The sequence below is a fragment of the Nocardia asteroides genome (genome assembly GCF_021183625.1).
Classification (GTDB): Bacteria; Actinomycetota; Actinomycetes; order Mycobacteriales; family Mycobacteriaceae; genus Nocardia; species Nocardia asteroides_A.
The window spans coordinates 4,239,022-4,265,833 of the sequence record NZ_CP089214.1; the positions used below are offsets into that span (position 1 = coordinate 4,239,022).

Annotated in this window: 26 protein-coding genes and 1 tRNA gene; 17 read left to right on the forward strand and 10 right to left on the reverse strand. The window is 72.2% G+C overall.

The features are described from left to right. Positions 1-382: 382 nt before the first annotated feature. The 7 genes from ssd (at position 383) to LTT61_RS20120 (ending at position 5,395) form a co-directional block, all read left to right on the forward strand. Positions 383-1,477, forward strand: coding sequence for a septum site-determining protein Ssd (gene ssd / locus LTT61_RS20090; RefSeq protein ID WP_233015620.1), 1,095 nt, complete (start codon positions 383-385; stop codon positions 1,475-1,477). Beyond that, positions 1,474-2,673, forward strand: coding sequence for a TadA family conjugal transfer-associated ATPase (locus LTT61_RS20095; protein ID WP_233015621.1), 1,200 nt, complete (start codon positions 1,474-1,476; stop codon positions 2,671-2,673). The genes ssd and LTT61_RS20095 overlap by 4 nt, the downstream gene beginning before the upstream one ends. Continuing rightward, positions 2,670-3,590: a type II secretion system F family protein gene (locus LTT61_RS20100; protein WP_233015622.1), complete on the forward strand. Its 921-nt coding sequence runs from the start codon at positions 2,670-2,672 to the stop codon at positions 3,588-3,590. Before LTT61_RS20095 ends, LTT61_RS20100 begins: the two co-directional genes overlap by 4 nt. A gap of 118 nt (positions 3,591-3,708) precedes the next feature. Then, the gene (locus LTT61_RS20105; RefSeq protein WP_420094822.1) at positions 3,709-4,284 is read left to right on the forward strand and encodes a type II secretion system F family protein; all 576 of its coding nucleotides are present in this window, start codon (positions 3,709-3,711) and stop codon (positions 4,282-4,284) included. A gap of 57 nt (positions 4,285-4,341) precedes the next feature. Continuing rightward, on the forward strand, positions 4,342-4,545 hold the full coding sequence (locus tag LTT61_RS20110) for a DUF4244 domain-containing protein (RefSeq protein ID WP_233015624.1): 204 nt from the start codon (positions 4,342-4,344) through the stop codon (positions 4,543-4,545). Next, positions 4,542-4,889: a TadE family type IV pilus minor pilin gene (locus LTT61_RS20115; protein WP_269821907.1), complete on the forward strand. Its 348-nt coding sequence runs from the start codon at positions 4,542-4,544 to the stop codon at positions 4,887-4,889. Before LTT61_RS20110 ends, LTT61_RS20115 begins: the two co-directional genes overlap by 4 nt. A 56-nt stretch (positions 4,890-4,945) precedes the next feature. Beyond that, positions 4,946-5,395, forward strand: coding sequence for an Rv3654c family TadE-like protein (locus LTT61_RS20120; protein WP_269821770.1), 450 nt, complete (start codon positions 4,946-4,948; stop codon positions 5,393-5,395). A gap of 269 nt (positions 5,396-5,664) precedes the next feature. On the opposite strand, the gene LTT61_RS20125 is transcribed toward LTT61_RS20120, so the two are convergent. Further along, complete coding sequence (locus tag LTT61_RS20125) at positions 5,665-8,064, reverse strand: DEAD/DEAH box helicase (RefSeq protein WP_233015626.1); 2,400 nt, start codon at positions 8,062-8,064, stop codon at positions 5,665-5,667. A 442-nt stretch (positions 8,065-8,506) separates the two neighbouring features. Between LTT61_RS20125 and LTT61_RS20130 the strand changes: the two genes are divergently transcribed. Together LTT61_RS20130 and topA are read left to right on the forward strand one after the other, a co-directional pair. Continuing rightward, the gene (locus LTT61_RS20130) at positions 8,507-8,713 is read left to right on the forward strand and encodes a cold-shock protein (RefSeq protein WP_067648074.1); all 207 of its coding nucleotides are present in this window, start codon (positions 8,507-8,509) and stop codon (positions 8,711-8,713) included. Between the two features lie 324 nt (positions 8,714-9,037). Beyond that, the gene (topA, locus tag LTT61_RS20135) at positions 9,038-11,935 is read left to right on the forward strand and encodes a type I DNA topoisomerase (RefSeq protein ID WP_420094670.1); all 2,898 of its coding nucleotides are present in this window, start codon (positions 9,038-9,040) and stop codon (positions 11,933-11,935) included. 19 nt (positions 11,936-11,954) lie between these two features. On the opposite strand, the gene LTT61_RS20140 is transcribed toward topA, so the two are convergent. Further along, a complete protein-coding gene (locus tag LTT61_RS20140) occupies positions 11,955-12,338 on the reverse strand; it encodes a hypothetical protein (RefSeq protein ID WP_233015628.1) in 384 nt (127 codons plus the stop codon). Here LTT61_RS20140 and LTT61_RS20145 point away from each other — a divergent pair. From LTT61_RS20145 to LTT61_RS20155, 3 genes are all read left to right on the forward strand, one after another. Further along, positions 12,316-12,783 carry a hypothetical protein gene (locus LTT61_RS20145; protein ID WP_233015629.1) on the forward strand — a complete coding sequence of 156 codons (468 nt, stop codon included), beginning with the start codon at positions 12,316-12,318 and terminating at the stop codon, positions 12,781-12,783. The two genes, LTT61_RS20140 and LTT61_RS20145, sit on opposite strands and share 23 nt — an antisense overlap. A gap of 10 nt (positions 12,784-12,793) precedes the next feature. Continuing rightward, positions 12,794-13,990 (forward strand): DNA polymerase III subunit delta', encoded by a 1,197-nt coding sequence (locus LTT61_RS20150; RefSeq protein WP_233015630.1) that lies wholly within the window; start codon positions 12,794-12,796, stop codon positions 13,988-13,990. A 57-nt stretch (positions 13,991-14,047) separates the two neighbouring features. Further along, positions 14,048-14,123 (forward strand) — tRNA-Thr (locus tag LTT61_RS20155). Between the two features lie 75 nt (positions 14,124-14,198). Here LTT61_RS20155 and LTT61_RS20160 read toward each other — a convergent pair. Next, on the reverse strand, positions 14,199-14,972 hold the full coding sequence (locus tag LTT61_RS20160; protein WP_233015631.1) for a helix-turn-helix domain-containing protein: 774 nt from the start codon (positions 14,970-14,972) through the stop codon (positions 14,199-14,201). Positions 14,973-15,135: 163 nt separating this feature from the next. Here LTT61_RS20160 and cynS point away from each other — a divergent pair, with 163 nt between their 5' ends. Both cynS and LTT61_RS20170 read left to right on the forward strand, forming a co-directional pair. After that, positions 15,136-15,600 (forward strand): cyanase, encoded by a 465-nt coding sequence (cynS, locus tag LTT61_RS20165; RefSeq protein ID WP_233015632.1) that lies wholly within the window; start codon positions 15,136-15,138, stop codon positions 15,598-15,600. After that, the gene (locus tag LTT61_RS20170) at positions 15,600-16,436 is read left to right on the forward strand and encodes a formate/nitrite transporter family protein (RefSeq protein ID WP_233015633.1); all 837 of its coding nucleotides are present in this window, start codon (positions 15,600-15,602) and stop codon (positions 16,434-16,436) included. Before cynS ends, LTT61_RS20170 begins: the two co-directional genes overlap by 1 nt. Before the next feature lie 82 nt (positions 16,437-16,518). On the opposite strand, the gene LTT61_RS20175 is transcribed toward LTT61_RS20170, so the two are convergent. From LTT61_RS20175 to LTT61_RS20185, 3 genes are all read right to left on the reverse strand, one after another. Further along, positions 16,519-17,661, reverse strand: coding sequence for a thiolase family protein (locus LTT61_RS20175; RefSeq protein WP_233015634.1), 1,143 nt, complete (start codon positions 17,659-17,661; stop codon positions 16,519-16,521). Positions 17,662-17,671: 10 nt separating this feature from the next. Beyond that, on the reverse strand, positions 17,672-18,091 hold the full coding sequence (locus tag LTT61_RS20180; RefSeq protein ID WP_233015635.1) for a Zn-ribbon domain-containing OB-fold protein: 420 nt from the start codon (positions 18,089-18,091) through the stop codon (positions 17,672-17,674). 129 nt (positions 18,092-18,220) lie between these two features. Next, positions 18,221-18,391 (reverse strand): helix-turn-helix domain-containing protein, encoded by a 171-nt coding sequence (locus LTT61_RS20185; protein ID WP_332909252.1) that lies wholly within the window; start codon positions 18,389-18,391, stop codon positions 18,221-18,223. Positions 18,392-18,706: 315 nt separating this feature from the next. Between LTT61_RS20185 and LTT61_RS20190 the strand changes: the two genes are divergently transcribed. Further along, on the forward strand, positions 18,707-19,198 hold the full coding sequence (locus LTT61_RS20190; RefSeq protein ID WP_233015636.1) for an SRPBCC family protein: 492 nt from the start codon (positions 18,707-18,709) through the stop codon (positions 19,196-19,198). Here the strand turns inward: LTT61_RS20190 and LTT61_RS20195 are convergent. Then, positions 19,195-19,440 carry a hypothetical protein gene (locus LTT61_RS20195; protein WP_233015637.1) on the reverse strand — a complete coding sequence of 82 codons (246 nt, stop codon included), beginning with the start codon at positions 19,438-19,440 and terminating at the stop codon, positions 19,195-19,197. The two genes, LTT61_RS20190 and LTT61_RS20195, sit on opposite strands and share 4 nt — an antisense overlap. A 74-nt stretch (positions 19,441-19,514) precedes the next feature. After that, positions 19,515-20,573 (reverse strand): alpha/beta fold hydrolase, encoded by a 1,059-nt coding sequence (locus tag LTT61_RS20200; protein WP_233015638.1) that lies wholly within the window; start codon positions 20,571-20,573, stop codon positions 19,515-19,517. A gap of 247 nt (positions 20,574-20,820) precedes the next feature. Between LTT61_RS20200 and LTT61_RS20205 the strand changes: the two genes are divergently transcribed. Continuing rightward, the gene (locus LTT61_RS20205) at positions 20,821-21,237 is read left to right on the forward strand and encodes a DUF2752 domain-containing protein (protein ID WP_233015639.1); all 417 of its coding nucleotides are present in this window, start codon (positions 20,821-20,823) and stop codon (positions 21,235-21,237) included. A gap of 33 nt (positions 21,238-21,270) precedes the next feature. Further along, positions 21,271-21,459, forward strand: a complete 189-nt coding sequence (locus tag LTT61_RS20210; protein ID WP_233015640.1) for a hypothetical protein — start codon at positions 21,271-21,273, stop codon at positions 21,457-21,459. Here LTT61_RS20210 and LTT61_RS20215 read toward each other — a convergent pair. Next, positions 21,444-22,793, reverse strand: a complete 1,350-nt coding sequence (locus LTT61_RS20215) for a M1 family metallopeptidase (protein WP_233015641.1) — start codon at positions 22,791-22,793, stop codon at positions 21,444-21,446. The two genes, LTT61_RS20210 and LTT61_RS20215, sit on opposite strands and share 16 nt — an antisense overlap. Continuing rightward, a complete protein-coding gene (locus tag LTT61_RS20220; RefSeq protein WP_420094671.1) occupies positions 22,793-26,767 on the reverse strand; it encodes a Pls/PosA family non-ribosomal peptide synthetase in 3,975 nt (1,324 codons plus the stop codon). The genes LTT61_RS20215 and LTT61_RS20220 overlap by 1 nt, the downstream gene beginning before the upstream one ends. Positions 26,768-26,812: the final 45 nt, after the last annotated feature.

The following is a 26,812-nucleotide window of genomic DNA, read 5'->3' on the forward strand; positions in this document are numbered from 1 at the left end:
GTGTGCGCGCGGTGGGTGTCACTGCGGGTTTGCCAGGCCGCCGAACGGCCGCGCGCGAGCGGCTCCCGCCCCGCTCAGGGGGCGACACGGCGGCGGAGAATGTGGCATGTCGGACTTGCGTCCGGTGCCGATCGTGGGTGTAGTATGGCCAGTACCTGGGATTCGTTCCAGGCGTGTTCAGCCCGACCCCCCGGGGCTGAACCCCGACGGCCCCAGCCTCCTCCCCCCCCGGCTGGGGCCGTCCTCTATTTCCAGCCGGGTGACCCGGTTTCGCCGAGTCTCCGCGCCGCGGCCGTCGGCGAGTTATCCACAGGCTCGGAGTTATCCACATTCGGTTGCCGGTGGCTGTCGCGGCCTCCCCGGTTCCACCACGCTGAACTGCATGGATACCGAGAACGGTGGCGGCGCCCCCGCCCTTGCGCTGGTGGCCGAGAGCGCCCTGCGCGCCGAGGTGCGCCGGGTCGCGGCAGCCGCCCAGCGGCCGCTCACCGAGCTGACGCCGCCGGTCGGCAGACATGCCTGGAGCGCGGCCCCGCTGGTCGTGCTCGACACCGCCGCGGCCACCGGCTGCGCGGAGGCCGGGCACCCGCGACGGGTCGGCGTCGTCCTGGTCACCGCGGGGGAACCGGAGCTGCCGGATTGGCGGGCCGCCGCGGCCGTCGGGGCCGAGCGGGTGGTCGCGCTGCCCGGTGCGGCCGTCGAGCTGGTGCAGAAGTTTGCTGAACACGCGGAGCCGCGCGCGGGCGACGGCGTCGTCGTCGCGCTCGCCGGCGCGGTCGGCGGGGCCGGCGCCTCCACCCTCGCCGCCGCCACCGCCCTGCGCGCCGCCGCGCGGCAGTTCCGCGGGCACACCGTGCTGGTCGACGGCGCACCGCTCGGCGGCGGCCTCGACCTGCTGCTCGGTATCGAAACCGCGGCCGGGCCGCGCTGGGCCGACCTCGCCATCGAAGACGGGCGGGTCGCCGCGAGCGCGCTGCACAGCGCCCTGCCCAGCGCCGCGCCCGGCCTCGCCGTGCTCTCCTGCGCCCGGCCCGCTGCCGGGAAGTTGCCCGCCCCGATCGGCGCCGCCGCGAGCCACGCCGTCGTCGAAGCAGGCCGCGCCGCAGGAGATCTCGTGATCTGTGACATATCAGGCGAGCGGGGGCCGCATGCCGAGCAGATGCTGGACGCCGCCGATCTCGTCGTCCTCGTGGTTCCCGCGCGGTTGCGGGCGCTCGCGGCGGCGGGCGCCGTCGCCACCACCATCCGCCGCCGGAACCCGAACCAGGGATTGGTGATCCGCGGCCCCGCACCCGGCAACCTGCGCGGCGCCGAGATCGCCGGTGCCCTCGACCTCCCGCTGCTCGCCGCCATCCGCGCCGAACCGGGGCTCGCCGGGCGGCTGGAGCGCGGCGGCCTCGGCCTCGGCCGCCGCACCCCGCTCACCGGGGCCGCCGACGCCATCCTCGCCGTACTCGGTGAGCGGAGCGGCCGGTGAGCGCCCTCGTCACCGCCGCGCTGCTCGACCGGGTCAGGGAGCGGCTCGCCACCGGCACCGGCCCGCCGGAGCCGGAGCAGCTCGCCGCCGCCATCAGAGCCGAGGCGGGCGGTGTCCTCGGCGACACCGACCTGCTGCGCGCCTTGCGGCTGCTGCAGACCGAGATGACCGGCGCGGGCGCGCTCGAGCCGCTGCTGCACGACCCGGCCGTGGCCGACGTGCTGGTCACCGGCCCCGGCGCGGTCTGGATCGACCGCGGCGGTGGGCTGGAGCGCACCAGCGTCACCTTCCCCGACGAGGCCGCGGTGCGCCGCCTGGCGCAGCGGCTCGCGCTCGCCGCCGGTCGGCGCCTCGACGATGCGCAGCCGTGGGTCGACGGCAAGCTCCCCGGCCACGCGGCCGGAATCGGCGCCGCCTTCGGGGTCCGGCTGCACGCGGTGCTCGCCCCGGTCGCGCACGGCGGCACCTGCCTGTCACTGCGCGTGCTGCGCCCGGCCACCCAGGGGCTCGACGCGCTCACCCGCGCGGGCGCCGTCGCCCCGGAGGCACGGGAACTGCTCACCGCGATCATCGGGGCGCGGCTGGCCTTCCTGGTCGTCGGCGGCACCGGCGCGGGGAAGACGACGCTGCTCTCCGGGCTGCTCGCCACGGTGTCGCGGAGCGAACGGATCATCTGCGTCGAGGACGCGGCCGAGCTCGCGCCGCCGCACCCGCACGTGGTCCGCCTCGTCGCCCGCCCCGCCAATGTAGAGGGTGCGGGAGCCGTGACGGTGCGCGACCTCGTGCGCCAGGCGCTGCGCATGCGCCCCGATCGGATCGTCGTCGGCGAGGTGCGCGGCGCCGAGGTCGTCGACCTGCTGACCGCGCTGAACACCGGGCACGACGGGGGAGCGGGCACCGTGCACGCCAACTCACCGCGCGAGGTCCCCGCCCGCCTCGAGGCGCTCGCCGCACTCGGCGGCATGGGCCGCGCCGCCCTGCACAGCCAGCTCGCCGCCGCGGTCCAGGTGGTGCTGCACGTGCACCGGCGCGCCGACGGATCGCGGGGGTTGCGCGAGATCGGGGTGCTGCGCAGGAGCGGCGATGCCGAGGTCCGCATCGAGGCGGCGTGGAGCGCCGAGGACGGGCCGACGCCCGGCGCCCCCGCCCTGAGCGCGCTGCTGGCCGAGCGCGGGGTCACCGGGTGGTGGACGTGAGCGCCGCATTCGCCTGCCTCGCAGTCGCTCTGCTGCTGGTGCCACCTCCCGCCGCACGTCGGCGGCTGTCCTCGCTCGGTATCGGCGGCTCGATGGCAGGCAGTGGTGGAGTGGTCGGCATCAGCGGCTCGCCGACAGGCAGTGGTGGAGTGGTCGGCATCAGCGGCTCGCCGACAGGCGTCGATGGTCGGGGGCGAGTCATCGGTGGTCGGCACCAGGGGCGGCTTCGCATCATCCTCGCCGACCACCGCGCCGAGGCCGTCTGCTTCCTTGCCACCGCGGCAGCCGCCCTGCTCGGCGTCGGCGCATCCATCGCCACCGGCGTTCTGGCGTGCACCGTCCTGCTCCGGATCCGCCGCTCCCGCATCGACCGCACCCGGGAAACCGGCTCCGCCGACCTGCTCGACGCACTCGAACTGGTCGTCGCCGAACTGCGAGTCGGCGCGCACCCCGGCGCCGCCGCCGAGTCCGCAGCCACCGACGCCTGCGGCGAAGCCGCCGCCGCCTTCGCCGTGGCCGCGGGCCGCAGCAAGCTCGGCGGCTCCGCCGCCGACGGCCTGGAACGCCCCACCTCCCCGATCGCCCCCGAACTCGCCCGCATCGCCACCGCGTGGCGCATCGCCGAGGAACACGGCCTCGCCCTCGCCGAACTCATCACCGCCGCCCGCACCGACCTGCACGCCCGCCAGCGCTTCCGCAGTCGCACCACAGCGGCCCTGGCGGGCGCCCGTGCCACCGCCACCGTCCTCGCCGCCCTCCCGATTCTCGGCATCGCCCTCGGCCACCTCATGGGCGCCGCACCCCTCGACGTCCTCCTCGGCCCCGGCGCCGGAACGATCCTCCTACCCCTCGGCGCCACCTTCGCCTGCGCAGGTCTCCTCTGGACCGACGCCATCACCCGATCGGTACTCCCATGACTGCCCTCCGCACCCCGGCCAGTTCTCGGACCGGCGCTACCGCCCCGCCTGGTGCTCCTTCGACCGGCACCGAACTCCGAGGAGTGGCGTGGTGACCAGCGCACTGATCCCCGCTCCCATGCTGCTGCTCGCACTCGCCCTGCTGGCCACGCCATCGCGGCCGCCGGGTGTGCGCCGACTGCGCACACCCGGCCCCGACGCGGAGCCCGAAGCCGAGAGCACCGCCGACCCGCTGGCGGGCGCCTCCGTCTTCGACCTCCTTGCCGCCTGCCTGCGCGCCGGGCTCCCGATGACGAACGCGGCCCGAGCCGTGGCCCCGACGGCACCACCCGTCGTGGCCGGGGCCCTGCGCCGCGCCGCGGAACTACTCGCACTCGGCGCGGAGGCGAGCACCGCGTGGCAGCGCGCCGCCGCCGAGTGCGCGAACCGCCCCGGTGCCGAGGAGATCGACGCCCTCGCCCGGCTGGCCCGCCGCTCGGCCCGCTCCGGCGCGGCACTCGCCACCGCCGTCACCGAACTCGCCGACCACCGCAGGGCAGCGGTCGAGGACGCGGCCGCCGCGCGCGCCGAACGCGCGGGTGTGCTGATCGCGGGCCCGCTCGGCCTCTGCTTCCTCCCCGCCTTCCTCTGCCTCGGCATCGTGCCGGTGGTGATCGGGCTGGCGGGCCGGGTCCTCGGAAACGGGCTGCTGTGAGGCGGCACAGGAACGGGCGGGCGCGCGGGGCGCCCGCCGGACAGGAAGGGGAGAGGGATGACCGAATCGGAGCGGACCGGGCTGCGCGCGCGGCTCCGGCACGCACTCGGCGCCGACGACGGCATGTCGACCGTCGAGTACGCCATCGGAACGATCGCCGCCGCGGCCTTCGGGGCGGTGCTCTACACCGTGGTGACCGGGGACAATATCCTGGACGCGCTCACCGGCATCATCGATCGGGCACTGCGGACGACGGTCTGACCGTCGCGCTCCGCGGCGATCGCGGCGCCGTCACCGTCGAGGCGGCAATCGCGATCGCGACCCTGGTCGCGGTGGTCGCGCTCTGCCTCGGAGCCCTGCTCGCGGCGTCGGCACAGGTCCGCTGTGTCGACGCCGCCCGCGAGGCCGCCCGGCTCGCCGCCCGCGGCGACGGGCCGCAGGCCGAAGCCGGGGCGCGACAGGTCGCCCCGACCGGCGCCGAGATCACGCTGCGGCAGGACGGCGCACTGGTCGTCGCACAGGTCACAGCGTCGGTGCCGCTGCTGCCCGGATTGCGGCTGCGGGCCGAGGCCGTCGCGGCCGTCGAGCCGGAGTCGGGCTGGTGAGGACGCACGTCAGCGCGAGCGTGCCTGCTGTCCCGGCGCACAGCAGGCGCGCCCGTGTGACCGCTCCGAGCGCGCGAGGCGAGCGTGGCGACGCGCCCGAACGGGCCGTCTGCGCCCACCGTCGTGGTGACGCGCCCGACCGGGCCGTCTGCGCCCACCGTGAGCGCGGCAGCGCGACGGTGATCGCCTGTTTCGCCCTGCTCGCCCTGCTGACGGTGACCGCGATGGTCGCCCAGCTCGGCGCCGCCGTCGCCGCCAGGCACCGGGTGCAGTCCGCCGCCGACCTGGCCGCGCTGGCGGCGGCGGGCGCGCTGCTCGAGGGGCCGGTGGCGGGCTGCGCGGCGGCCGACGAGCTCGCGGCGCGAGCGGGCACCCGGCTGCGCGAGTGCACCGTCGATCAATGGGATGTGACCGTCGTCGCGGAGCTGCGAATACCGCTAGGTCTGTTCGGTGCACGATTCGCCAGCGCAGCTGCTCGCGCCGGTCCGACGGACAAGATCGAGTGATCACGATGCGCTATTGCGCAACCCTCGGGACCGTCGCGATCAGAGTGAATTAATCGCGATTCTGCGGGAAATGCGAACGCTCCCACTAATGTGCGGAGAACCAATCGAAACAGAACGAAAAGAACCAATCGACCGCAATTGGATGACGTGGCAATAGTCCAGTTAACCTGAAATCTATCCTTTTTATTCGTTGGACGCCCTCGACGGCCGCTCGGCGACCGGCTGGGGCGAGCACGACGAGCTTCGACCCAGCGCCGGTGGCGGAGCGGTCACGAGGCGGCGTCGCCACCGTCACGGATCGGCGTTGCGCCGGTGATCTCCCGCAGTACCGCACCGAGCAGCCGAGCAGCGCCGTCCTTGTCCAGCGGATGGTTCCCGCTCCCGCACTGGGGCGACTGCACGCAGGACGGACACCCGGCCAGGCACTCGCAGGCGATGACCAGATCCCTGGTCGCCGCCAGCCAGCGCTCCAGGGCGGCGTACCCCCGCTCGGCGAAGCCGGCGCCACCCGGCTGCCCGTCGTACACGAACACGGTCGGCAGCCCGGTGTCCGGATGCTCGGCCACCGAGACCCCGCCGATGTCCCAGCGGTCGCAGGTCGCGATGAGTGGAAGCAGCCCGATGGCGGCGTGCTCGGCGGCGTGCAGCGCACCGGGAACGTCGACGATCCCCGCCGCGTCAAGCAGCGTGGGGGTCACCGTGTACATCACCGCGACCGAGGGGAGGATCTGCTCCGGCATGGCGAGTTCGACCAGGTCGAGCACGGCGCCGTCGGCCAGGGTGCGCAGGTAGCCGACGACCTGCCCGGTCACCCGGACTTCGGCGAGCGAGGCCACCACGCGACCGGAAACCCGCTGGTCGATGGTGTGCACGACCTCGATCGATGTCGTCTGCCTGGCGTGCGTGGTCCACCCGGGATCCTCCGCCCGGACGAAGGCGACGCCTTCGTCCAGGTCGAGCTCCTCCACCTCGAAGGTCTCGCCCTGGTGCAGGTGCACGGCGCCGGGGTGCAGGGTGGCGAGCGCCCGTCCGGCGTCGGCGGTGCCGAGCAGCCTGCCGGTCTCGCTGTCCACGATCACCACCGGATCGCCGATGCCGCCGCGCACATCCACCCCGTCGTGCGGCTGGCTGCCCGCGGTCACGTGCCAGCGTGCGGGTTCGTCGGCGGTCCGCCCCGGCCGCCGCCGGATCAGCCCGTCGGCGACCAGCTCGGCCACCACGGCGCGGGCGTCGAGCGCGTCGATCTCGTTCTCGGTGAGCGGCAGCTCACAAGCCGCGCAGAGCAGGTGCGGGCCGAGTACATAGGGGTTGCGCGGGTCGGTGATCGTGGCCTCCACCGGCTTGCCGAGCAGCGCCTCCGGGTGGTGCACCAGGTAGGTGTCGAGCGGATCGTCCCTGGCCACGAGCAGGACGAGCGCACCCTGCGTGCGCCGCCCCGCCCGCCCGGCCTGCTGCCGGAAGGAGGCGACGGTGCCGGGAAAGCCGGACATCACCACGGCGTCCAGCCCCGCGATGTCGATGCCGAGCTCCAGCGCGTTCGTGGTCGCGACCCCGAGCAGTTCCCCCTCGGAGAGCGCCGCCTCCAGCGCCCGGCGATCCTCCGGCAGGTACCCGGCCCGGTACGCCGCCACCCGCCCCACCAGCTCCGGATCGACCGCCGCGAGCAGCCTGCGCGCCTCCAGCGCGGTCGCCTCGGCGCCCCGCCGGGAGCGAACGAAGGCCAGCGTGCGGGCGCCCTCCAGCACCAGGTCGGCGAGGAAGCGGCCGGCCTCGCCGGTGGCCGAACGGCGCACCGGCGCCCCGTTCTCCCCGGTCACGCCGGTGAGCAGCGGCGGCTCCCAGAGCGCGATGGTGCGCGGCCCGCTCGGCGAGCCGTCCTCCGTCACCGCCGCGCACTCCCGCCCGATCAGCCGGGACGCCGCGGCCGCCGGGTCGGCGGCGGTGGCCGAGCACAGCACGAAGGTCGGGTCGGCGCCGTAGCGCGCGGCCAGCCGCCGCAGCCTGCGCAGCACCAGCGCCACGTGCGACCCGAAGACGCCCCGGTAGGCGTGGCATTCGTCGACCACGACGTAGCGCAGCCCGCGCAGCAGCCGCCCCCAGCGCTGATGCGAGCGCAGCACGCTGAGGTGCAGCATGTCCGGGTTGGTGAAGACCAAGCGCGCGTTGGCCCGCACCCACTGCCTGACGTCGGGCGTTGTATCGCCGTCGTAGCCGCCCGGGTGCACCTCGCGCAGCGCACCGGTGTGCGTGAGCGCGCCCGCCGCGCGCAGCTGGTCGGCGCCGAGCGCCTTGGTCGGGGCCAGGTAGAGCGCGGTGGCCCGCGGGTCGTCGTGCAGGGTGCTGAGCACCGGCAATTGATAGGCCAGCGATTTGCCGGACGCCGTCCCGGTCGCCAGCACGACATCGGCGCCGGAGAACGCCAGCTCCGCCGCCTGCCGCTGATGCCGCCACGGCTCCGGCACCCCGGTCTCCCGGAAAGCGGCGATGACCTCGGGCGGAGCCCATTCCGGCCAGGAATCCGGCGCCGCGGGCCGCGCGGGCAGCTCCGCCACGTGCGTCAACTGCCCGTCGAATTCTGGACCATTGACCAGAACACGGTTGAGCAACGATCGACCATAGGACAGCGGTAATTCGGGCGCCGCGCACGCCGCGGGCTGCTTGCTACTCATGCGTAACCGCCCCTTCCGGCCTCCGGCGCTGTGAACAGTGTGTATCGGCGTGCCGTCGAGGGTGTATTCGATACCAAATAGCGACCTGCATCACAGCCCGTTTGCCGTACTCGGACTTGGTTATCGACCGGCAAACCGACCTGGAGTATGGATTCCACCAATGGGTTCCGCACCTGCGCATTCGCAAGATCAAGTTTTTTGCAAATTACTGGTAACTCGGCTGTTGAATTCGTGAAGGACATGGTTCACTGGTTCACTGGTTCCTGGTCGCAAGCTTCTGTGTTCGAGGGACGGATCCAAAGTCCAAACCGTCAGCAGGATCGAGTTGCGAACGGTGTGCTCGGGCTTTCCTGCAGGGGGAAACCAACAGTACAGCGGTCTCAACGGGCCCGGTGGACGAACCAGTTGTCCGCCGTTCCGGGTAAGAAAGAGAAGGAACAGAATGGCACAGGGAACTGTGAAGTGGTTCAACGCGGAGAAGGGGTTCGGCTTCATCGCGCCCGAAGACGGCTCCGCTGACGTCTTCGTCCACTACTCCGAAATCCAGGGGGCCGGCTTCCGTACCCTCGAGGAGAACCAGAAGGTCGAATTCGAGGTCGGTCAGGGCACGAAGGGCCCGCAGGCCACCGGAGTGCGCGCGCTCAGCTGAGCCACGCATCAGCGTTCGTCCCTCACCACCGGCGACGGAGGTGAGGGACGAAGCCGTTTCCGGGGGAGGTCCGGGTCCGTCGCGGACCCTGCTCAGGGGGGTGCTCGCAGGGCCGGCGCGTCCGGCGCGGAAGCATCACGCTCGTGGTTCGGTGCATACTGAACCGCTGAGAGGTCGTACGCTCGGTATTTCCACCGCGCTCGCGGTGTGCAGGCCGAGGGTATAAACGTCTCTGGCGGCGACGGTCGTTCCGCGCCGCCCACTGCAACCGCGCCTGGCGTATACGCGCCGTGCGGGTAGAGAACGAAAGGTGTGGAGTCGCCGGTGGCAACACGAGACCGCGGTACAGCCGACCAGGGCCGGCCCCTGCGTCGTCTCGTGATCGTGGAGTCCCCGACCAAGGCCAGGAAGATCGCCCCCTACCTGGGCCGCAACTACACGGTGGAGGCCTCGGTCGGCCACATCAGGGATCTGCCGCGTGGCGCCGCCGACGTGCCAGCCAAGTACAAGGGGCAGCCGTGGGCGCGGCTCGGCGTCGACGTCGACAACGACTTCGAGCCCATCTACGTGGTGAGCCCGGACAAGAAGTCCAAGGTCACCGAGCTCAAGAGCCTGCTCAAGGACGCCGACGAGCTCTACCTCGCCACCGACCCGGACCGCGAGGGCGAGGCCATCGCCTGGCACCTGCTGGAGACGCTCAAACCGAAGATTCCGGTTCGCCGGATGGTCTTCCACGAGATCACCGAACCCGCCATTCGCGCCGCCGCCGCCGACACCCGCGATCTGGACAGCGACCTGGTCGACGCGCAGGAGACCAGGCGCATCCTGGACCGGCTGTACGGCTACGAGGTCAGCCCGGTGCTGTGGAAGAAGGTCATGCCACGGCTCTCGGCAGGCCGGGTGCAGTCGGTGGCCACCAGGGTCATCGTGCGCCGCGAGCGCGAGCGGATGGCCTTCCGCTCGGCCGAGTACTGGGATATCGCCGCCAAGCTGGACGCGGGCGAGCAGGAGGCCGCGAGCAATCCGCGGATCTTCGGCGCCCGCCTGGTCGGCGTGGACGGCGCCCGGGTCGCCTCGGGCCGCGACTTCGACTCCAGCGGCGCGCTCAAGTCGGCCGCCGGGGTCGTCGTGCTCGACGAGGCGCACGCGCGCAGGCTCGCCGAGTCGCTCGACGGCGTCGACCTGACCGTCAGCTCGGTCGAGTCCAAGCCGTACACGCGCAAGCCGTACCCGCCGTTCATGACCTCGACGCTGCAGCAGGAGGCCGGGCGCAAGCTGCGCTTCACCTCCGAGCGCACCATGCGGGTGGCGCAGCGGCTGTACGAGAACGGCTACATCACCTACATGCGCACCGACTCGACGACGCTCTCCGAGTCGGCCATCGCCGCAGCGCGCGCGCAGGCCACCCAGCTCTACGGCGCCGAGTACGTGCACCCGACCCCGCGGCAGTTCACCCGCAAGGTGAAGAACGCGCAGGAGGCACACGAGGCGATCCGCCCCTCCGGCGACACCTTCTCGACCCCGGGCCAGCTGCACTCGCGGCTGGACACCGACGAGTTCCGGCTCTACGAGCTGATCTGGCAGCGCACCGTCGCCTCGCAGATGGCCGACGCCAAGGGCACCACGCTGACGGTCCGGGTCACCGGGCACGCGGGCACCGGCGAGGAGTGCGTGTTCTCCACCTCCGGCCGCACCATCACCTTCGCCGGCTTCCTCAAGGCGTACGTGGAGAGCGTGGACGAGGAGGCCGGCGGCCAGTCCGACGACGCCGAGTCCAGGCTGCCCGCGCTCACCGAGGGCAAGGCCGTCACCGCGGTCGAGCTGAACCCGGACGGGCACAGCACCAACCCGCCCGCCCGCTACACCGAGGCCTCGCTGATCAAGACGCTCGAGGAACTCGGCATCGGCAGGCCGTCGACCTACGCCTCGATCATCAAGACCATCCTCGACCGCGGCTACGTCTACAAGCGCGGCAGCGCGCTCGTCCCGTCCTGGGTGGCGTTCGCGGTGATCGGGCTGCTGGAGGCGCACTTCGGCAGGTTGGTCGACTTCGACTTCACCGCCGCCATGGAGGACGACCTGGACGCCATCGCCGGCGGCAGGGAGCGCCGCGGCGACTGGCTGGCAGGCTTCTACTTCGGCGGCGAGACCGGGGCCGAGGGCTCGGTCGCGCGCTCCGGCGGGCTGAAGCGGATGGTCGGCGAGCGGCTGGATGAGATCGACGCCCGCGAGGTCAACTCGATCGTCCTGTTCCGCGACGACGAGGACCGGGACGTCGTGGTCCGGGTCGGCCGGTTCGGCCCGTACCTGGAGCGGCTCGTCACCGACCCGGACGACCCGGAGGGCGACCCGGTCTCGCAGCGGGCCAACCTGCCCGACGACCTGCCCCCGGACGAGCTCACCCCCGAGCTCGCCGAGAAGCTCTTCGCGACCCCGCAGGAGGGCCGCTCGCTCGGCACCGACCCGGAGTCCGGGCACGAGATCGTGGCGAAGGAGGGCCGGTTCGGCCCGTACGTCACCGAGCTGCTGCCCGCCCCGGAGAAGACCGAGGCGACGAAGACGGTGAAGAAGCCCGCCGCGGCCAAGCCGCGCACCGGCTCGCTCTTCAAGTCTATGGATCCCGCGACCGTCACCCTCGACGAGGCGCTGAAGCTGCTCTCGCTGCCGCGGGTGGTCGGCAAGGATCCCGCCTCCGGCGAGGAGATCACCGCGCAGAACGGGCGCTACGGGCCGTACCTGAAGAAGGGCACCGACTCCCGCTCGCTCGCCGACGAGAGCCAGATCTTCACCGTCTCGCTGGAGGACGCGCTGAAGATCTACGCCGAGCCCAAGCGGCGCGGCAGGCAGGCCGGGGCCACGCCGCCGCTGCGTGAACTCGGCGCCGACCCGGTGACCGAGAAGCCCATGGTGATCAAGGACGGGCGCTTCGGCCCGTACGTCACCGACGGCGAGACCAACGCCAGCCTGCGCAAGGGTGACGAGGTCGAGAGCATCAGCGACGCGCGCGCCGCCGAGCTGCTCGCCGAGCGGCGGGCGCGCGGGCCGGTGAAGAAGGTGGCCAAGAAGACGACGAAGAAGGCGGCCGCCAAGAAGGCTCCGGCCAAGAAGACGGCGGCCAAGACCACCGCGACCAAGGCGACCGCCGCCAAGACGGCCGCGAAGAAGGCTCCGGCCAAGAAGGCGCCCGCGAAGAAGGCGGCCGCGCGCAGCGCCAGCGAGTAGACCGGCGGTGGTCCGGTCGCTACGCCGACGCGGGCCGGTGGCCGTAGGCGGCGATATCGATCGCGCCGGGTTCGGCGAAGTGGTCGACCCAGGAGCGCTCCGGGCGGTGCGGCCGGGCGGCCTGGAGCGCGAGGTACCCGCGCAGCAGCGCCGGGGCGATCACGGTGAGCGGGCGCGGCGGCGCGGCGAGGCGGTGGGCTGCCCGCAGGTGGTCGTCCATGAGCAGCCGCAGCACGCCGCCGCCGATCGCCCCGGCCGGGCCGGGGAACCAGCGGGCCCGCCAGTCGGCGAAGAGCTGGTCGACCAGCGCCCGGCCGCCCTCGGTGTACCCGTAGTGCGCCCGCTCGTACTCCAGTGCCCAGCCGAGGAACGCCGCGGCGGTGTCCGGAACCGCGAGCCCCATGCGCGCCCCGACCCCACGCCAGAAGTGGTACTGCGCAAGCGCTTCCGCGCTGAGCACCTTCGGCGACGCCGAGGCCCCCGACGCCTTCACCGGCCGCATGCTGGACGCCGCCGTCGCCGTCTGGCAGCGCCACGCCCCGCTGCTCAACGCCTGCGTGCAGGCGCGCGACAGCGACCCGCAGCTCGGCGCCATGTGGGACGACTTCATCGGCGCCTTCGTGCGCAAACTGGTCGGCTTCGTCGAGGCCCAGGTGGCCTCCGGCCGCGCCGCCCCGCCGGTCGACGACATTCCCGCGCTGGTCACGGCGCTGTTCAGCATGACGATCGGGGTGCTGCGGCAGGAGAGCGTGCCCGCCGCCGATGTTCCGGTCGAGCGCGCGCTCGCCGCCGCGCGCGCCGTCTGGCTGACCGCCGTGTGGGGGCGCGGCGTCGGTGGCCCCGGCTAGGGTGGTTGCCGTGGCGGGAGTCTTCGATCGATTGGTCGGGCAGGAAACGGTCGAGGCCGAGCTGACCGCCGCCGCGACCGCGGCCCGCGAGGGCCGGATGTCCGGCGCCATGACGCATTCCTGGCTGTTCACCGGCCCGCCCGGCTCCGGCCGGTCGGTGGCCGCCGTGTGCTTCGCGGCGGCCCTGCAGTGTACGACGCCCGGGATCGTCGGCTGTGGCCACTGTCATGCCTGCGCCACCGTGCTCGCCGGCACGCACGGCGACGTGCGCCGGATCGTGCCGGAGGGGCTCAGCATCAGCGTCAGGGAGATGCGCGACATCGTGCAGATCGCCGCCCGCAGGCCGAGCACCGGCCGCTGGCAGGTTGTGGTCGTCGAGGACGCCGACCGGCTGACCGAGGGCGCGGGCAACGCCCTGCTCAAAGCGGTCGAGGAGCCGCCCGAGCGCACCGTCTTCCTGCTCTGCGCCCCCACCGTCGACCCCGAGGACATCTCCATCACGCTGCGCTCCCGCTGCAGACACGTCCACCTGGTGACCCCTTCGGTGCCCGCCATCGCCCGGGTACTGAAGGAACGCGACGGCCTCCCCGCCGACGCCGCCGACTGGGCCGCCTCGGTGAGCGGCGGCCACGTCGGCCGCGCCCGGCGGCTCGCCACCGACCCCGAGGCGCGGGCCCGCCGCAAGAAGTCGCTCGCCCTCGTCGGCGCCGTCGGCCGCGGCAACGGCTACACCGCCGCCGACGAACTGGTCAAAGCCGCCGACGACGAGGCGAAGGAGATGAGCGCGGACCGCGACGAGCCGGAGCGTGAGGAACTCGCCACCGCACTCGGCGCTGGCGGCACCGGCAAGGGCGCCGCCGGCGCCACCCGCGGCTCGGCCGGCGTGCTCAAAGATCTCGAACGCCGCCAGAAATCTCGCGCCACCCGCACCGGCCGCGACGCACTCGACCGCACCCTGATCGATATCGCAGGCGTCTACCGCGACGCCATCGCCGTCCGCTTCGGCGCCGTCCGCGCCGGCGTCTCGCTCACCCACCCCGACCTCAGCGACCCCATCCACGACCTCGCCGACCGCGTCTCCCCCGAGGGGCTGCTCCGCTCCGTCGAAGCCGTCCTCGCCTGCCGCGAAGCGCTCGACCTGAACGTCAAACCGCGCTTCGCCGTCGCCGCGATGGTCGCCGCGCTCATCGAGGCCCAAACGAAGTGACCACCTGTTTTCGTGATCCCGGGTCGGGGACGATAGACTGCCCTGGCCGAAAGGCACGCCGCCTTAGCTCAGTCGGTAGAGCGCTTCACTCGTAATGAAAAGGTCGCGAGTTCGATTCTCGCAGGCGGCTCCATGAATCAGGTAGGCAGTGGTCGGGCCGACCGCGCGGCCGAGGATATCGGCGGTCGCGCGAGCCGGGCGCCCGGCGTCAGGCCAGCTCGCGCAGGAAGCTCGTCGGCGAGTGGCCGAAGTGCCGACGGAAGGCGCGGGTGAAGGTGCCGGGGTCGCTGAAGCCGCTGTCGTAGCAGGCGGTGCCGACGGCTGCGCCGCGTTCCAGGAGGCGGCGGGCGAATTCCAGTCGGGTGCGGCGGATCTCGTCGCCGGGGGCGCGGCCGGATTCGGCGAAGAGCGCCTGCACCGAGCGGACCGAGACGTGGTTGTTCCTGGCCAGGGCGGCGACGGTGAAGCCGGGGTCGCGGAAGTGCTCGTGGACCTGGCGGAGCAGTTCGTCCCGGAAGGCGGAGCGGGTGCGGCCGCCGAAGGCGTCGGCGCGGCGGGCGACTTCGCGACGGGTCCAGGTGTCGCGCTGGTGCTCGGCGGCGACGCGGTCGGAGGCGTCCTCGAAGGCCAGCAGGGTGCAGTCGGAGCCGGGCAGGGCGCGGGTGGACCACAGCACCGGGAGCGGGCGGCCGGTGCGCGTGGTGAACCACTCGGTGCCCGCCCGCGGGTGCGGGCCTGCCCGGCCGACTATGGGGCAGCTCTCGGCGGGGTATTCGGAGCCGTCGGGGCGCCGGTCGTGCAGGGTGCAGTGGCTGGGGCGGCCGAGCAGTTCGCCGGGGCCGGGGTAGCCGAGCAGCGCGACCGCGGCCTGGTTCACCAGCCGGACGGCACCGCCGGGTGCGATCACCCAGAGCGGTGTCGGGGTCTCCTCGACGATCGCCGCCAGCAGGTCGGCGTCGGTTTCCGTGCACGAAGTCGTCATCACCACCACCTCGGGGCAGTTTGACCCTCGGGCGTGTCGGCGCCGTTGCTGCCCGGTCTCACCGGTGTGAACGCGCACGAATTGCCCATTTTCCTGCGCGAATGTCCTCGGCGGTCGGCGGGGCGGTGGCTTTCCATGGGAGCTGTTCGAAGGAGGAGAACCCATGACCTACAACCCGGCGCTGCGCGAACGCGCGGCGAACGAGGTCGACGGACAGCGGATCGCGAAGGGCTACAGCTGGCAGCAGCTGGCCGAGCACCTCGGCAAGCCGCCGGTCTGGACGGTCGCCGCGCTGCTCGGCTCGCACCCGATGACCGCCGAGGACGCCGAGCGGATCGGCGCGCTGCTCGACCTCGCCCCCGAGACGGTCCGCGCGTTGCAGCGGCAGCCCTACCGGACCGCCGATGCCGCGATCGCGACCGACCCGACGGTCTACCGCTTCCATGAACTGCTCGCGGTGTACGGCCCGGCGTTCAAGGCGCTGATCCACGAGGAGTTCGGTGACGGGATCATGAGCGCGATCAACTGCAATGTCTCGATCGCGCGCCGGGCGCACCCGGGCGGCGACCGGGTGGTCGTCACGATCGACGGCAAGTTCCTGCCGTACGAGTGGAACGCGGCCGAGTGATGTCGTACGTGAAACCGGCCGAGCTGGCCACCCGGATTCTGGACGCGGGCGAGTCGAAGGTCTTCATGTCCACCCGGGACACGCTGATCCGCGCCTACATGGCCGGGGCGATCCTGGCGCTGGCGGCGGCCTTCGCCGTGACCATCACCGTCAAGACCGGGAACGCGCTGGTGGGCGCGGTGCTCTTCCCGGTCGGGTTCTGCATGCTCTACCTGCTCGGCTTCGACCTGCTCACCGGGGTCTTCACGCTGGTGCCGCTGGCCTGGCTGGACCGCCGCCCCGGGGTGACGATCGGTGCGATGCTGCGGAACTGGGGGCTGGTGTTCCTCGGCAACTTCGCCGGCGCGATGACCACCGCGGTGCTGATGGCGATCTACTTCACCTACGGCTTCAGCGTGGAGCCGGATGCGGTGGGGCAGGCGATCGGGCACATCGGGGAGGGCCGCACGCTCGGGTACGCCGAGCACGGCGCGGCAGGCATGCTCACGCTCTTCGTGCGCGGCGTGCTGTGCAACTGGATGGTCTCGACCGGCGTCGTCGGCGCCCTGATGTCGGACAGCCTGCCGGGCAAGGTGATCGCCATGTGGATGCCGATCATGATGTTCTTCTACCTCGGCTTCGAGCACTCCATCGTCAATATGTTCCTGTTCCCCTCCGGGCTGCTGCTCGGCGGCGACTTCACCGTCGTCGACTACCTGGTGTGGAACGAGATCCCCACGCTCGTCGGCAATCTGGTAGGCGGGCTGGCCTTCGTCGGGCTGGTCATCTACGCCACGCACGCGCGGACCGGCCCGACCAGGAAGCCGAAGGCGACCGCAGGCCAGGTTCCGGCCTGAACTCGGCGGTGGTGGCGTCCGGCGGGCGGCTTGCCCGGGTTCGGCTCGGTCGCGGGGACCGGGCCGAACCCGCCAACCGCTCTCAGGTGGTGAGCACCGACGCCGCCGCGGTACCCGGCGCGCCGTAGACCTGTGCGAACCCCACCTTCGGGTTTCCAGGCACCTGCCGCTCCCCGGCGTTCCCGCGCAGCTGCTGCACGATCTCGTACACCTGCCGGATCCCGGAGGCCCCGATCGGCTCCCCGTTGGCGAGCAGCCCGCCATCGGTGTTGATCGGCAGCCGCCCACCGATCTCGGTCGCCCCCTCGGCGAGCAGCTTCTCCTGCTCCCCGTCCTTGCAGAAGCCGTTCTCCGCCATGTGGATGATCTCGGCGCCCGCATCCGTGTCCTGCAGCTGGATGACGTCGACGTCGCCCGGCTCGATGCCTGCCGTCTCGAAGGCGGCGCGGGAGGCGTAGACGGTGGGCGAGACGTCCTCGTCGATCGCGGCCCAGGTGCTGTGCACCTCGTAGGCGCCGTAGCGGCGGGTGCGGATCGCGCTGGAGCGCAGGTAGATCGGCTTGGTGGTGTAGCGGGCGGCGAGGTCGCCGCGGCACATGATGACCGCCGCCGCGCCCTCGTCGGGCGAGCAGAACATGTACTGGGTGAGCGGGTAGTTCAGCATGGTCGAGTTGAGGATGTCGTCCTCGGAGATCGGCTTGCGCCGGAAGGCGTTCGGGTTGAGCGCCCCGTTGCGGAAGTTCTTGGCGGCGACCTTGGCCAGGGTGCGCTGCGAGATGCCGTGCTCGTGGATGTAGCGGTTGGCCTTGATGCCGAAGAACTGGGTGGTCACGAACTGGCCGTTCTCCGCGTACCAGGACGGGAGGCCGAGCTTGGCCGGGTCGTCGGTGAAGGCGCCGCGCGGGTGCTTGTCCATGCCGACGGCGATGCCGATGTCGTAGCGGCCGGAGCGGATGGCCTCCGCGGTCTGCTCGATCGAGCTGGCCGCGGTGGCGCAGGCGTTGAACACGTTGGTGAAGGGGATGCCGGTGAGCCCGACCAGGCGGGTGACGGCGTCCGGGTTGCTCACCTCGTAGCTGCCGCCGAAGCCGAACTGGATGTCCTTCCACTGCACCCCGGCATCGGTGAGCGCGAGCTGGATCGCCTCGGCGCCGAGCTCGATGGCGGTCTTCTGGAAGCGGCCGAACGGGTGCAGCCCCACGCCGATGATGGCGACGTCGTTCATCTGTCTCTCCTCACTGAACCGGCTGGAAGGCGCAGGTCATGACCTCTTCACCGGCGTCGTCGGTGTACAGCGGGACGAAGGTCAGCTCGACGTCCATGCCGAAGCGCAGCACCTCGGGGTCGGATTCGGTGAGTCTGGCCTCGACGCGCACGTCCTCGCCGAGCTGCACCAGCCCGACGCCGAACGGCTGGAAACTGTCGGCGTTCTCCTTGCCCGCGTAGGGCAGCTTCGGGACGAAGCCCTGCGTGGTCCAGGCGATCAGGGTCCCGCTCCGGGGCAGCAGCAGATCGGTCATCTCCGGGCCGCTGCACCGTGGGCAGCGCGACTGCCGCGGCCAGGTGGTGGCGGCGCAGGTGCCGCACCGGCTCCCGATCAGCTGCGGGTTGTCCTCGGGCCAGGTCGACACCTCTGCCGCAAGCGCTTTGGCCATCCGTAATCCTCCTTGTGAGAATTATATTCTCATTTTGGAACTACAGATTTCCATGAGGGTGCCGCGCAGTCAACCTGCTGTTGCGTTTGCGCTGGTGCGGGCTGGTTGCCGGGGGTGATCCCATGAGAATTACATTCTCATCGCGCGGCGGTGGGCGCCAGGTGTGACGCCGATGCGCGCTCGGAAGCGGCGGCGCAGGTTGACGGCGGTGCCGAGGCCGACGCGGGCGGCGATGGCCTCGACCGGGAGGTCGGTCTGCTCCAGCAGGGCGCGGGCGGTATCGATCCGGCGGGCGAGCAGCCAGGCGCCGGGGCTGGTGCCGAGCCGCGAACCGCCGGGAAAGACGCCGGAGTCAGAGCGTGACGAGCCCCGCGCCCGGGGCGTGTGCGGCGCGCAGCGCCGCTCGCTCGGCGGGGGAGGGCGGAGTGTCGACGGGCAGCCACCCGAAGATGATCACGGTGTCCGCGTCGGCCGGTGCGGTGAGGTCACGGGTGACGGCGATGTCGTAACCGGCCGTCGTCGGGGGCCTCGGTGCAGACCTCGAACGCGTAGCGCAGCGGGGTAACTCTGCATCAGAGCTGCCTTATATAAGTACACACTGATATGATTCACCCCGTGAAGTACACCAACTCGATCGAGATCGCGCTGCCGCGGGAGCGGGTGGCCCAGTTGCTCGCCGACCCGGCGCACATCCCGAAGTGGCTGCGCGGGGTGGTGCTGCACGAGCCGGTCAGGGGGGTGCACGGGGAACTCGGAACCGAATCGCGGGTGGTGCTGCGGACGGGTAATCGTGAGGTCGAGTGCGTCGAGACGATCACCCGCCGCGAGCCCGCGGAGCTGCGCGACATTCCCGCCGGTGCCGTCGTGCGCTTCGACCGGGAGATCGTCGGCGCGGGCATGTGGAGCGCCGTGCGCGACCGGCTGACCGAGGCCGGTCCCGGGACGACGCACTGGGAGAGCGAGAGCGAGTACCGGTTCGACAGCCGGCTGATCCGATTGCTCGGGCGGCTGCTGCCCGGTTCCTTCCGCAAGCAGTCGCAGCAGCACATGCTGGACTTCAAGGCGTTCGCCGAAGAGGGAAGGGACGTCCGGGAGGGAAGCGGCTAACCGCAGCAGAACGGGTCGTCGCAGGGGCGCCCGACCTCACTGCCGTAGACGGCGAACTCGCGCAGCGGCGCGAGCGCACGCCGCGCCGACCAGCGATTCACCCTGCTCAGACCGGCGCGAAACCCGAGCCACGCCTCCGGAACCTCGGTGAAGTCGAAGCGCACCTCGCCGTCGACGAAGAGCGTGTACATCTCGTGGTCCGGGAACGGGTTCAGCCGCGCCACCCACCACCGGCCGTCCACTTCGGCGGCCGCGGGGAAGCGGTGATCACCGGTGCGGCCCCAGCGGACCGCGACCTCGGCTTCGGGGAAAGCGGTCAGCCCGCCACCGCCGCGACCCCGCGCGACATCCCCGCCATCCTGGCGATCTCCGCGTTGAACCGCTCGGCCTCCTCGACGTTCCCGAGGTGCCCGGTCGGCCACACCTGGTAGTCGACCGTTCCGCCCGCCTTGACGATGTGCTGCACGATGGGCCGGGAGAGCCGCTCGGGCAGCAGCCTGTCGTGCTCGCCCGCGATGACCGTGGTCGGCACCGCGGCCAGGTGCGCGGCGGCTTCGCCGAGGTCGAGTTCGGCGAGCGCGGCGGCGTGCAGGCCGCGGGAGAGCGGGCGGCAGGAGCGGACGACGCCGAGCGCGAAGGAGACCTGCTCGTCGGTGGCCCTGCTGGTCATCACCCGGTGCTTGAGCGCGAGCCCGACCGGCCAGACGTCCGGTACCGGTACCGGGGCGAAGAGCAGCGCCTCGGCCAGGAACATGGGCATCCGGACGGCGGCGCCGAGCAGGGTGAGCGGATTGCCGCCGACCGAGAGCTGCTTGTTCAGCAGCGGCAGCAGGTCGGTCTCGTGCGCGATGTCCTTCGAGGCGGTGTTCGCGAGGATGACGCCCGCCGCGCGGCGGGCGACCTGCTCGGGGTAGCGCTGCGCCCAGGCCTGGATGGTGATGCCGCCCATGCTGTGCCCGACCAGCAGCGCCTTCTGACCCGGCCGCAGCGTGGCGTCCAGGACGGTGGCGAGGTCGTCGGCGAGGGTATCGCCGCTGGGGGCGATCCGGCCGAGGTCGCTGTCGCCGTGGCCGCGCTGATCGTAGGAGATCACGCGGTAGTTCTCGGCGAAGGCATTGATCTGCGGGTTCCAGTACTCGATGCAGCAGCTCCAGCCGTGGATCAGCACGATCGCGTCGGCATCGGCGGGGCCGTAGGCGTGCACCCGGAGTCTGGCGCCGTCGACGGTGGTGACCGGGAAGACCTCCGGCTCGGCGGCGGGCCGGTTCAGCGAGGCGGAGCCGTAGGTGCGCGAGCGCAGCCCGGCGCGGTAGGCGGCGGTGAGGGGCTCGGCGCCGCGAAGCCCGGCAACCGTCCGCATCGACTTGACCAGCATGCGAGCACTCCTTTGTGTCTAACGGCACACCCTACGCTGCAAGCAGAGTGCTTGCCAGAGCAAGCGCCGCCCTGCGTAAATCCTCGCTCTTGCAGCTTTTATACCCGGATTTCGGAGCCCGATACCTGTTTTGGACAGCAGATATATTGCGCACGATGCAAGCGGCTTCTTTGTGAGATCCGGCCAAAACCGTCGGGCCGTTACGGTGGCCGATCTTCGGGTATCCGGTGCGCTACCGTTGGAAGCCGTGACTACCGCTACCCGCAGCCGGCTCGGAGTGCTCGCGCCGCTGGCCGTCGCGGGCGCCGGGATCGGCGCGGCCGTGCTGCTGCATGTGCGCGATCCGCACGTCGAAGGCTCCTACGGGCTGTGCCCGGTCTACGCGCTCACCGGGTGGTACTGCCCGGGCTGCGGCGGCCTGCGCGGCACGCACCTGCTCACCGAAGGCGACCTGTTCGGCTCGCTGCACAGCAATATTTTGGTGCTGCCGCTGGTGCTCGCCTTCGTGCTGTGGGTCGCCGACTGGACTCGCCGGGCCTGGCGCGGCGACGCGGTGCGGGCGCCGGGGCTGGAGAAGTGGATGCTCTGGGCGTTCCTCGGGGTGATGACGGTCTACACGGTGCTGCGCAACTCGCCGTGGGGCGGCTGGCTCACCCCGGTCTAGATTCGCGGCCGCCACGCAGGGAACGCCGGGGGTATGAGTGACACGCTGAAATCCCGGATCAGGGAGAAGTTGGAGCGCCAGCTCACCGAGGACGGCATCCCCGACCCGGAGCACGACGACACCAGGCAAAACGCGGTCCGCACCGACCTCATCGAGCTCGACGCCGTGGCCGACGACGACCCGCTGGTCGAGGAGCTCGCCGCCCGCTACCTGGCGCCCTGAACCCCGCTGAGCGGCGGCAGCTGGGGGAGCGGCGCGCTGTGCAGCCAGGACTCCCAGAGCGGGCGCAGCGGGAGCGTGGTGTAGTGCCCGGCCAGGTCGGTGAACTCCTCGGTGATCACCGAGGAGTGCCGGTAGCGGGTGGTCCACTCGCGCAGCAGCGCGAAGAAGGCGCGGTCGCCGAGCTCGAGCCGGAGTGCGTGCAGCGTCAGCGCGCCGCGCTTGTAGACCCGGTCGTCGAACATCCGGGCCGCGCCGGGGTCGCCGACGACGATGTCCAGCGGCTGCCTGGCCAGGTTGTGCCGCGCGGCGCGGGCCATCCGGTCGGCGCCGGGGCCGCCGCTCTCCTCGGACCAGAGCCACTCCGCGTAGCAGGCGAAGCCCTCGTGCAGCCAGATGTCGCGCCACTGCCGGATGGTGACGCTGTTGCCGAACCACTGGTGCGCGAGCTCGTGCGCCACCAGCCGCTCGGCGCTGCGCCTGCCGTCGCAGTGGTTGGCGCCGAAGATCGAGATGCCCTGCGCCTCGATCGGGATCTCCAGTTCGTCGTCGGTGACGACGACGGTGTAGCCGGCGAACGGGTAGGGGCCGAAGCGCTCGGTGAACAGCTCCATCATCCGCGGCTGCCTGGCGAAGTCGTGCTCGAAGGCGGCGCGCAGCCGGGTCGGCACGACGGCGTCCATGGGGACGGCGGCGTGCGCGGGGCCGATCCGGTGCCTGCGGTAGTGCCCGATCTGGATGGTGGCCAGGTACCCGGCCATCGGCTCGGGCTGCTCGTAGACCCAGGTGGTCTGGCTGGCCTTGGTCTGCTTGCCGACCAGGGCGCCGTTGGCGAGCGCGTAGTACGGCGAGTCGGTGGTGATCGCGATGCGGTAGCTGGCCTTGGAGCTCGGGTGGTCGTCGCAGGGGAACCAGGAGGCGGCGCCGTTCGGCTGGCTGGCGACCAGCGCGCCCTCGGTGAGCTCCTCCCAGCCGACCTCGCCCCACGGCCCGCGCACCGGCCGCGGGGTACCGCCGTACTGCACGGTGATGGTGAGCGCGCCGCCCGCCGGGATCTTCTGCTGCGGGGTGACGACGAGCTTGTTGTGCTGGTGCACGTAGCGCGCGGCCTTGACGCCGTTGACGAGGACCTTGGTCACCCGCATGGCCTGCGCGAGGTCGAGCGCGAAGCGGTCGCGGACCTCGGTGGTGACCGCGGTGAGCACGGCCCGGCCGGTGAGCCGGTTGCCGGCCACCCGGTAGCCGAGCTCCAGTTCGTACCGGGAGACGCGGTATCCCCGGTTGCCGTTCTGCGGGAGGTACTCGTCGATGGGGGCGTCGAAGAACTTGCCGCCCATCACACCGTCCCTGGATCGTTCAGGTACCAGGGGGCGATCGGGTTGCCCCACCAGCGGGTGGAGGCGGGGACGGTGTCGCCGCGCATGACCAGCGAGGCCGGGCCGATGGTGGCTCCCGCGCCGATGGTGGCGGCTGGCAGCGCGACGCAGTGCGGGCCGAGGGTGGCGCCGTCCTCGAGCACGACGGTGTCCATCGCCATGATCCGATCGTGGAACAGGTGGGTCTGCACCACGCACCCCCGCTCCACCGTCGCGCCGTCACCGAGCGTCACCAAATCGGCCTCCGGCAGCCAATAGGACTCGCACCATACTCCGCGGCCGATCGTGGCACCGAGTCCGCGCAGCCACAGGATCATCACCGGTGTACCCGTCGCGGCCCGGGCGAACCAGGGCGCGGCGACGGTCTCCACGAAGGTGTCGGAGACCTCGTTGCGCCAGACGAAGGAGCTCCACAGCGGGTGCTCGTCACGGCTGATCCGGCCGACCAGCAGCCACTTGGCCAGCACCGCGATGCCGCCTGCCACCGCGCCGGCGATCATCAGCACGATGCCGCTGAGCAGCGCGGTCACCAGGTGTCCCGCGGTGCGGGCCAGCGCGGCGAGGCCGAAGAACACGCCGAGCCCGATGCCGAAGGTGACGAGCACCGGGATCAACCGGCAGGTCTCCACGGCGGCGCGGGCCAGCCGCAGCCGCGGCGGCGGGTCGAAGGTGCGGGTGGTGTCGGAGTTCTCGGCGGCCCGGCGCAGCCGCACCGGCGGGCTGCCAAGCCAGGACGACCCGGCCTTCGCCTTCGACGGCGCCGCGGAGAGCACCGCGACCAGGCTGTTCTTCGGCACCCGGCGGCCCGGCGCGGTCATCCCCGAGTTGCCGAGGAAGGCGCGCTTGCCGACCTTCGCCTCGCCGATGCGCAGCCAGCCGCCGCCCAGCTCGTAACCGGCGATCATGGTGTCGTCGGCGAGGAAGGCGCCGTCCGCGACGGTGGTGAACTTGGGCAGCAGCAGCACCGTCGACGCCTCGACGCTCTTGCCGATCTTCGCGCCGAGCAGCCGCAGCCAGATCGGGGTGAGCAGGCTGGCGTAGAGCGGGAAGAGGAAGGTGCGCGCGCCGTCCAGCAGCCGCTCGGTGGACCAGGCCTGCCAGCCGACCCGGCTGCGCACCGGGTGGTACCCCTCGGTCAGCCCGATGGCGAGCAGCCGCACCGCGACGATCGTGATCGCCGCGTAGACGCCGAGGCTGAGCAGCACGGCCGGCGGCAGCAGCAGGAAGGCGCGCATCGCGCCCTGGCCCAGTGTGGTGGTGTCGCGGATCATCCAGGCCAGGAAGAGCCCGCCCGCGGCGAGGCCGATGATCGGCACCGCGGCGAGCCCCATCGAGGTGACGCCGAAGATGGCGACCCAGTGCGGCGCCCGGTCCGGGCGCTGCGTGGGCCAGCGGTGCCTGGCCTTGCCGACCTTGCCCGCGGGCGACCCCGCCCACTCCTGTCCGGCCTTGACCTTTCCGGCCACGGCGGAGCCGGGCGCCACCTCGGCGCCGCGGCCGACCTTGCTACCCGGCAGCAATACCGAGCGGGAGCCGACGACCGCGCCCGCGCCGACCACGATCGGGCCGATGTGCACGACGTCGCCGTCGATCCAGTACCCGGCCAGATCCACCTCGGGCTCGACGCTGCAGCCCTCGCCGAGCTCGAGCATGCCGGTGACCGGCGGCAGGCTGTGCAGGTCGACGCCGCGGCCGATCTTCGCGCCGAGCGCGCGGGCGAACGGGATCATCCACGGCGCACCGGAGAGATTCTCCGCGCCGGAGGCCTCGGAGAGCCGGACCGCGGCCCAGAGCCGCAGGTGCACCGAGCCGCCGCGCGGGTAGCTGCCCGGCCGCAGCCCGGCGAGCAGCGTGCGCGCCCCGGCCACGCAGAGCGCCATCCGGCCGGGCGGGGAGATGAAGAGCGCGAACGCGATCAGCGTCCACCACCAGGAGAGCGCGGGCAGCCACGGCAGCGAGCCGGACCACGCCGCCACATTGCCGACGATGGCGACCCAGGTCAGCCACTGCAGCCCGGTCAGCGTGGTGAGCGGGACGGTCGCGAGCACCTGGGCGAGCTGCGCCCGCCGCGGGGTCGGGCGGACCGTGCGGTCGACGACGGCGACCGCGGGCGTGCTCTGGTCGAGCAGCTCGGCCATCGCGCCGAGCCGGGGGTGGTCGTAGATATCGGCGACGGCGACCGTCGGGTAGCGCTCGCGCAACGCGGTGACCAGCTGTGCCGCCGCCAGCGAGCCGCCGCCCAGATCGAAGAAGTCGACGTCGGGACCGGTGATCTCGGCGCCGAGGATGGAGTCCCAGATCCCGGCGATCCAGAGCGCGGTGCCGGTGAGCTCGTTCTCCGGGTCGTCCTCGGCGGCGTTCGGCAGCGGCCACGGCAGGGCGTCGCGGTCGACCTTGCCCGAGGTCCTGGTCGGCATGTCGTCGACGATGGCGAGCCGGGGCACCAGCGGGGCGGGCAGCTGCCCGGCCAGCGCGGCGCGGGCGGCGCGCAGGTCGTAGTCGGTGTCCGGGCCGGTCAGGTAGCCGATCAGGACCTTGTTGCCCGCCTTGGTGGTGCGGATGGCGGCGGCCGCGCCGGTGACGCCGGGCAGGTGCTGCAGCGCGTTGTCGATCTCGCCGAGCTCGATCCGCCTGCCGCCCAGCTTGATCTGGTCGTCGGCGCGGCCGAGGAAGACCAGGCCGGCGCGGTCGTTGCGCACGAGATCGCCGCTGCGGTAGGCGCGGTCCCAGCCGAGCGCAGGCAGCGGGGCGTACTTCTCCGCGTCCTTGGCCGGGTCCAGGTAGCGGGCCAGGCCGACGCCGCCGATCACCAGCTCGCCGGTCTCGCCCTCCGGCACCGGCTCGCCATCGGCGTTCACCACCACCAGGTCCCAGCCGTCCAGCGGGAGCCCGATGCGCACCGGCGGCTCACCGGTCAGCCTGGCCGCGCAGGCGACGACGGTGGCCTCGGTGGGGCCGTAGGTGTTCCACACCTCGCGCTCGGTGTCGCGGGCGAGCCGCTCGGCCAGCTCCGGCGGCACCGCCTCGCCGCCGAAGATGAGCATCCGGACGCCTTCCAGCGCCTCCGCGGGCCAGGTGGCGGCCAGCGTCGGGACGGTGGAGACCACGGTGATGCCGCGCCGCATGAGCCACGGGCCCAGGTCGGCGCCGGTGCGCACGAGGTCGCGCGGGGCCGGGACCAGGCAGGCGCCGTTGCGCCAGGCCAGCCACATCTCCTCGCAGGAGGCGTCGAAGGCGACCGAGAGCCCGGCCAGCACCCGGTCGCCGGGGGCGATCGGGTCGTCCGGCAGGAAGAGGTTGTGCTCGGCGTCGACGAAGGCGGCGGCATTGCGGTGCGTCACCGCGACGCCCTTGGGGGTGCCGGTGGAGCCGGAGGTGAAGATGATCCAGGCGTCGTCGTCGGGGGTGGGCAGGTCGGCCCAGCCGCTGTCGTCGGCGGGCGCCTCGGCGGCATCGCGGGTTCCGGGCAGGATGCCGTCGGCGGTGACGATCACCGCCACCTTCGCCTCGCCGAAGACCAGCCTCGCGCGCTCCTCCGGGTCGTCCGCGTCCACCGGGACGTAGGCCGCGCCGCCGTAGAGCACCGCGAGAATGGTGACGTACAGCTCTCGATTGCCAGAAGGTAGCCGAATGCCGACGCGGTCTCCGCGACGCACCCCGGCCTTGGCGAGCCGGTTCATCGCCGCCTCGATCTCGACCACGAGTTCCAGGTAGCTGAGCACCGTCTCGCCGTCGTCGATGGCGGCGGCGTCCGGGAATTCCTGGGCGGTAGCGGTGACGATGTCGACGAGCGTGCGCGGGGGCGCGGCGAGCGCGCCGCGGCGCAGCGGGTCGGGGAGCGTGGCGGTACCGGGCGGCGCCGAGCCGGGGGCAGCGGAATCGAGTTCCTCCGGATGGAGCTGTGGTCGGACCATGACGTCCCCACCACCTTTCATCGATGTGCCCACACTTCCCGCTCGTTCTGCCATGTTCGGGTTACC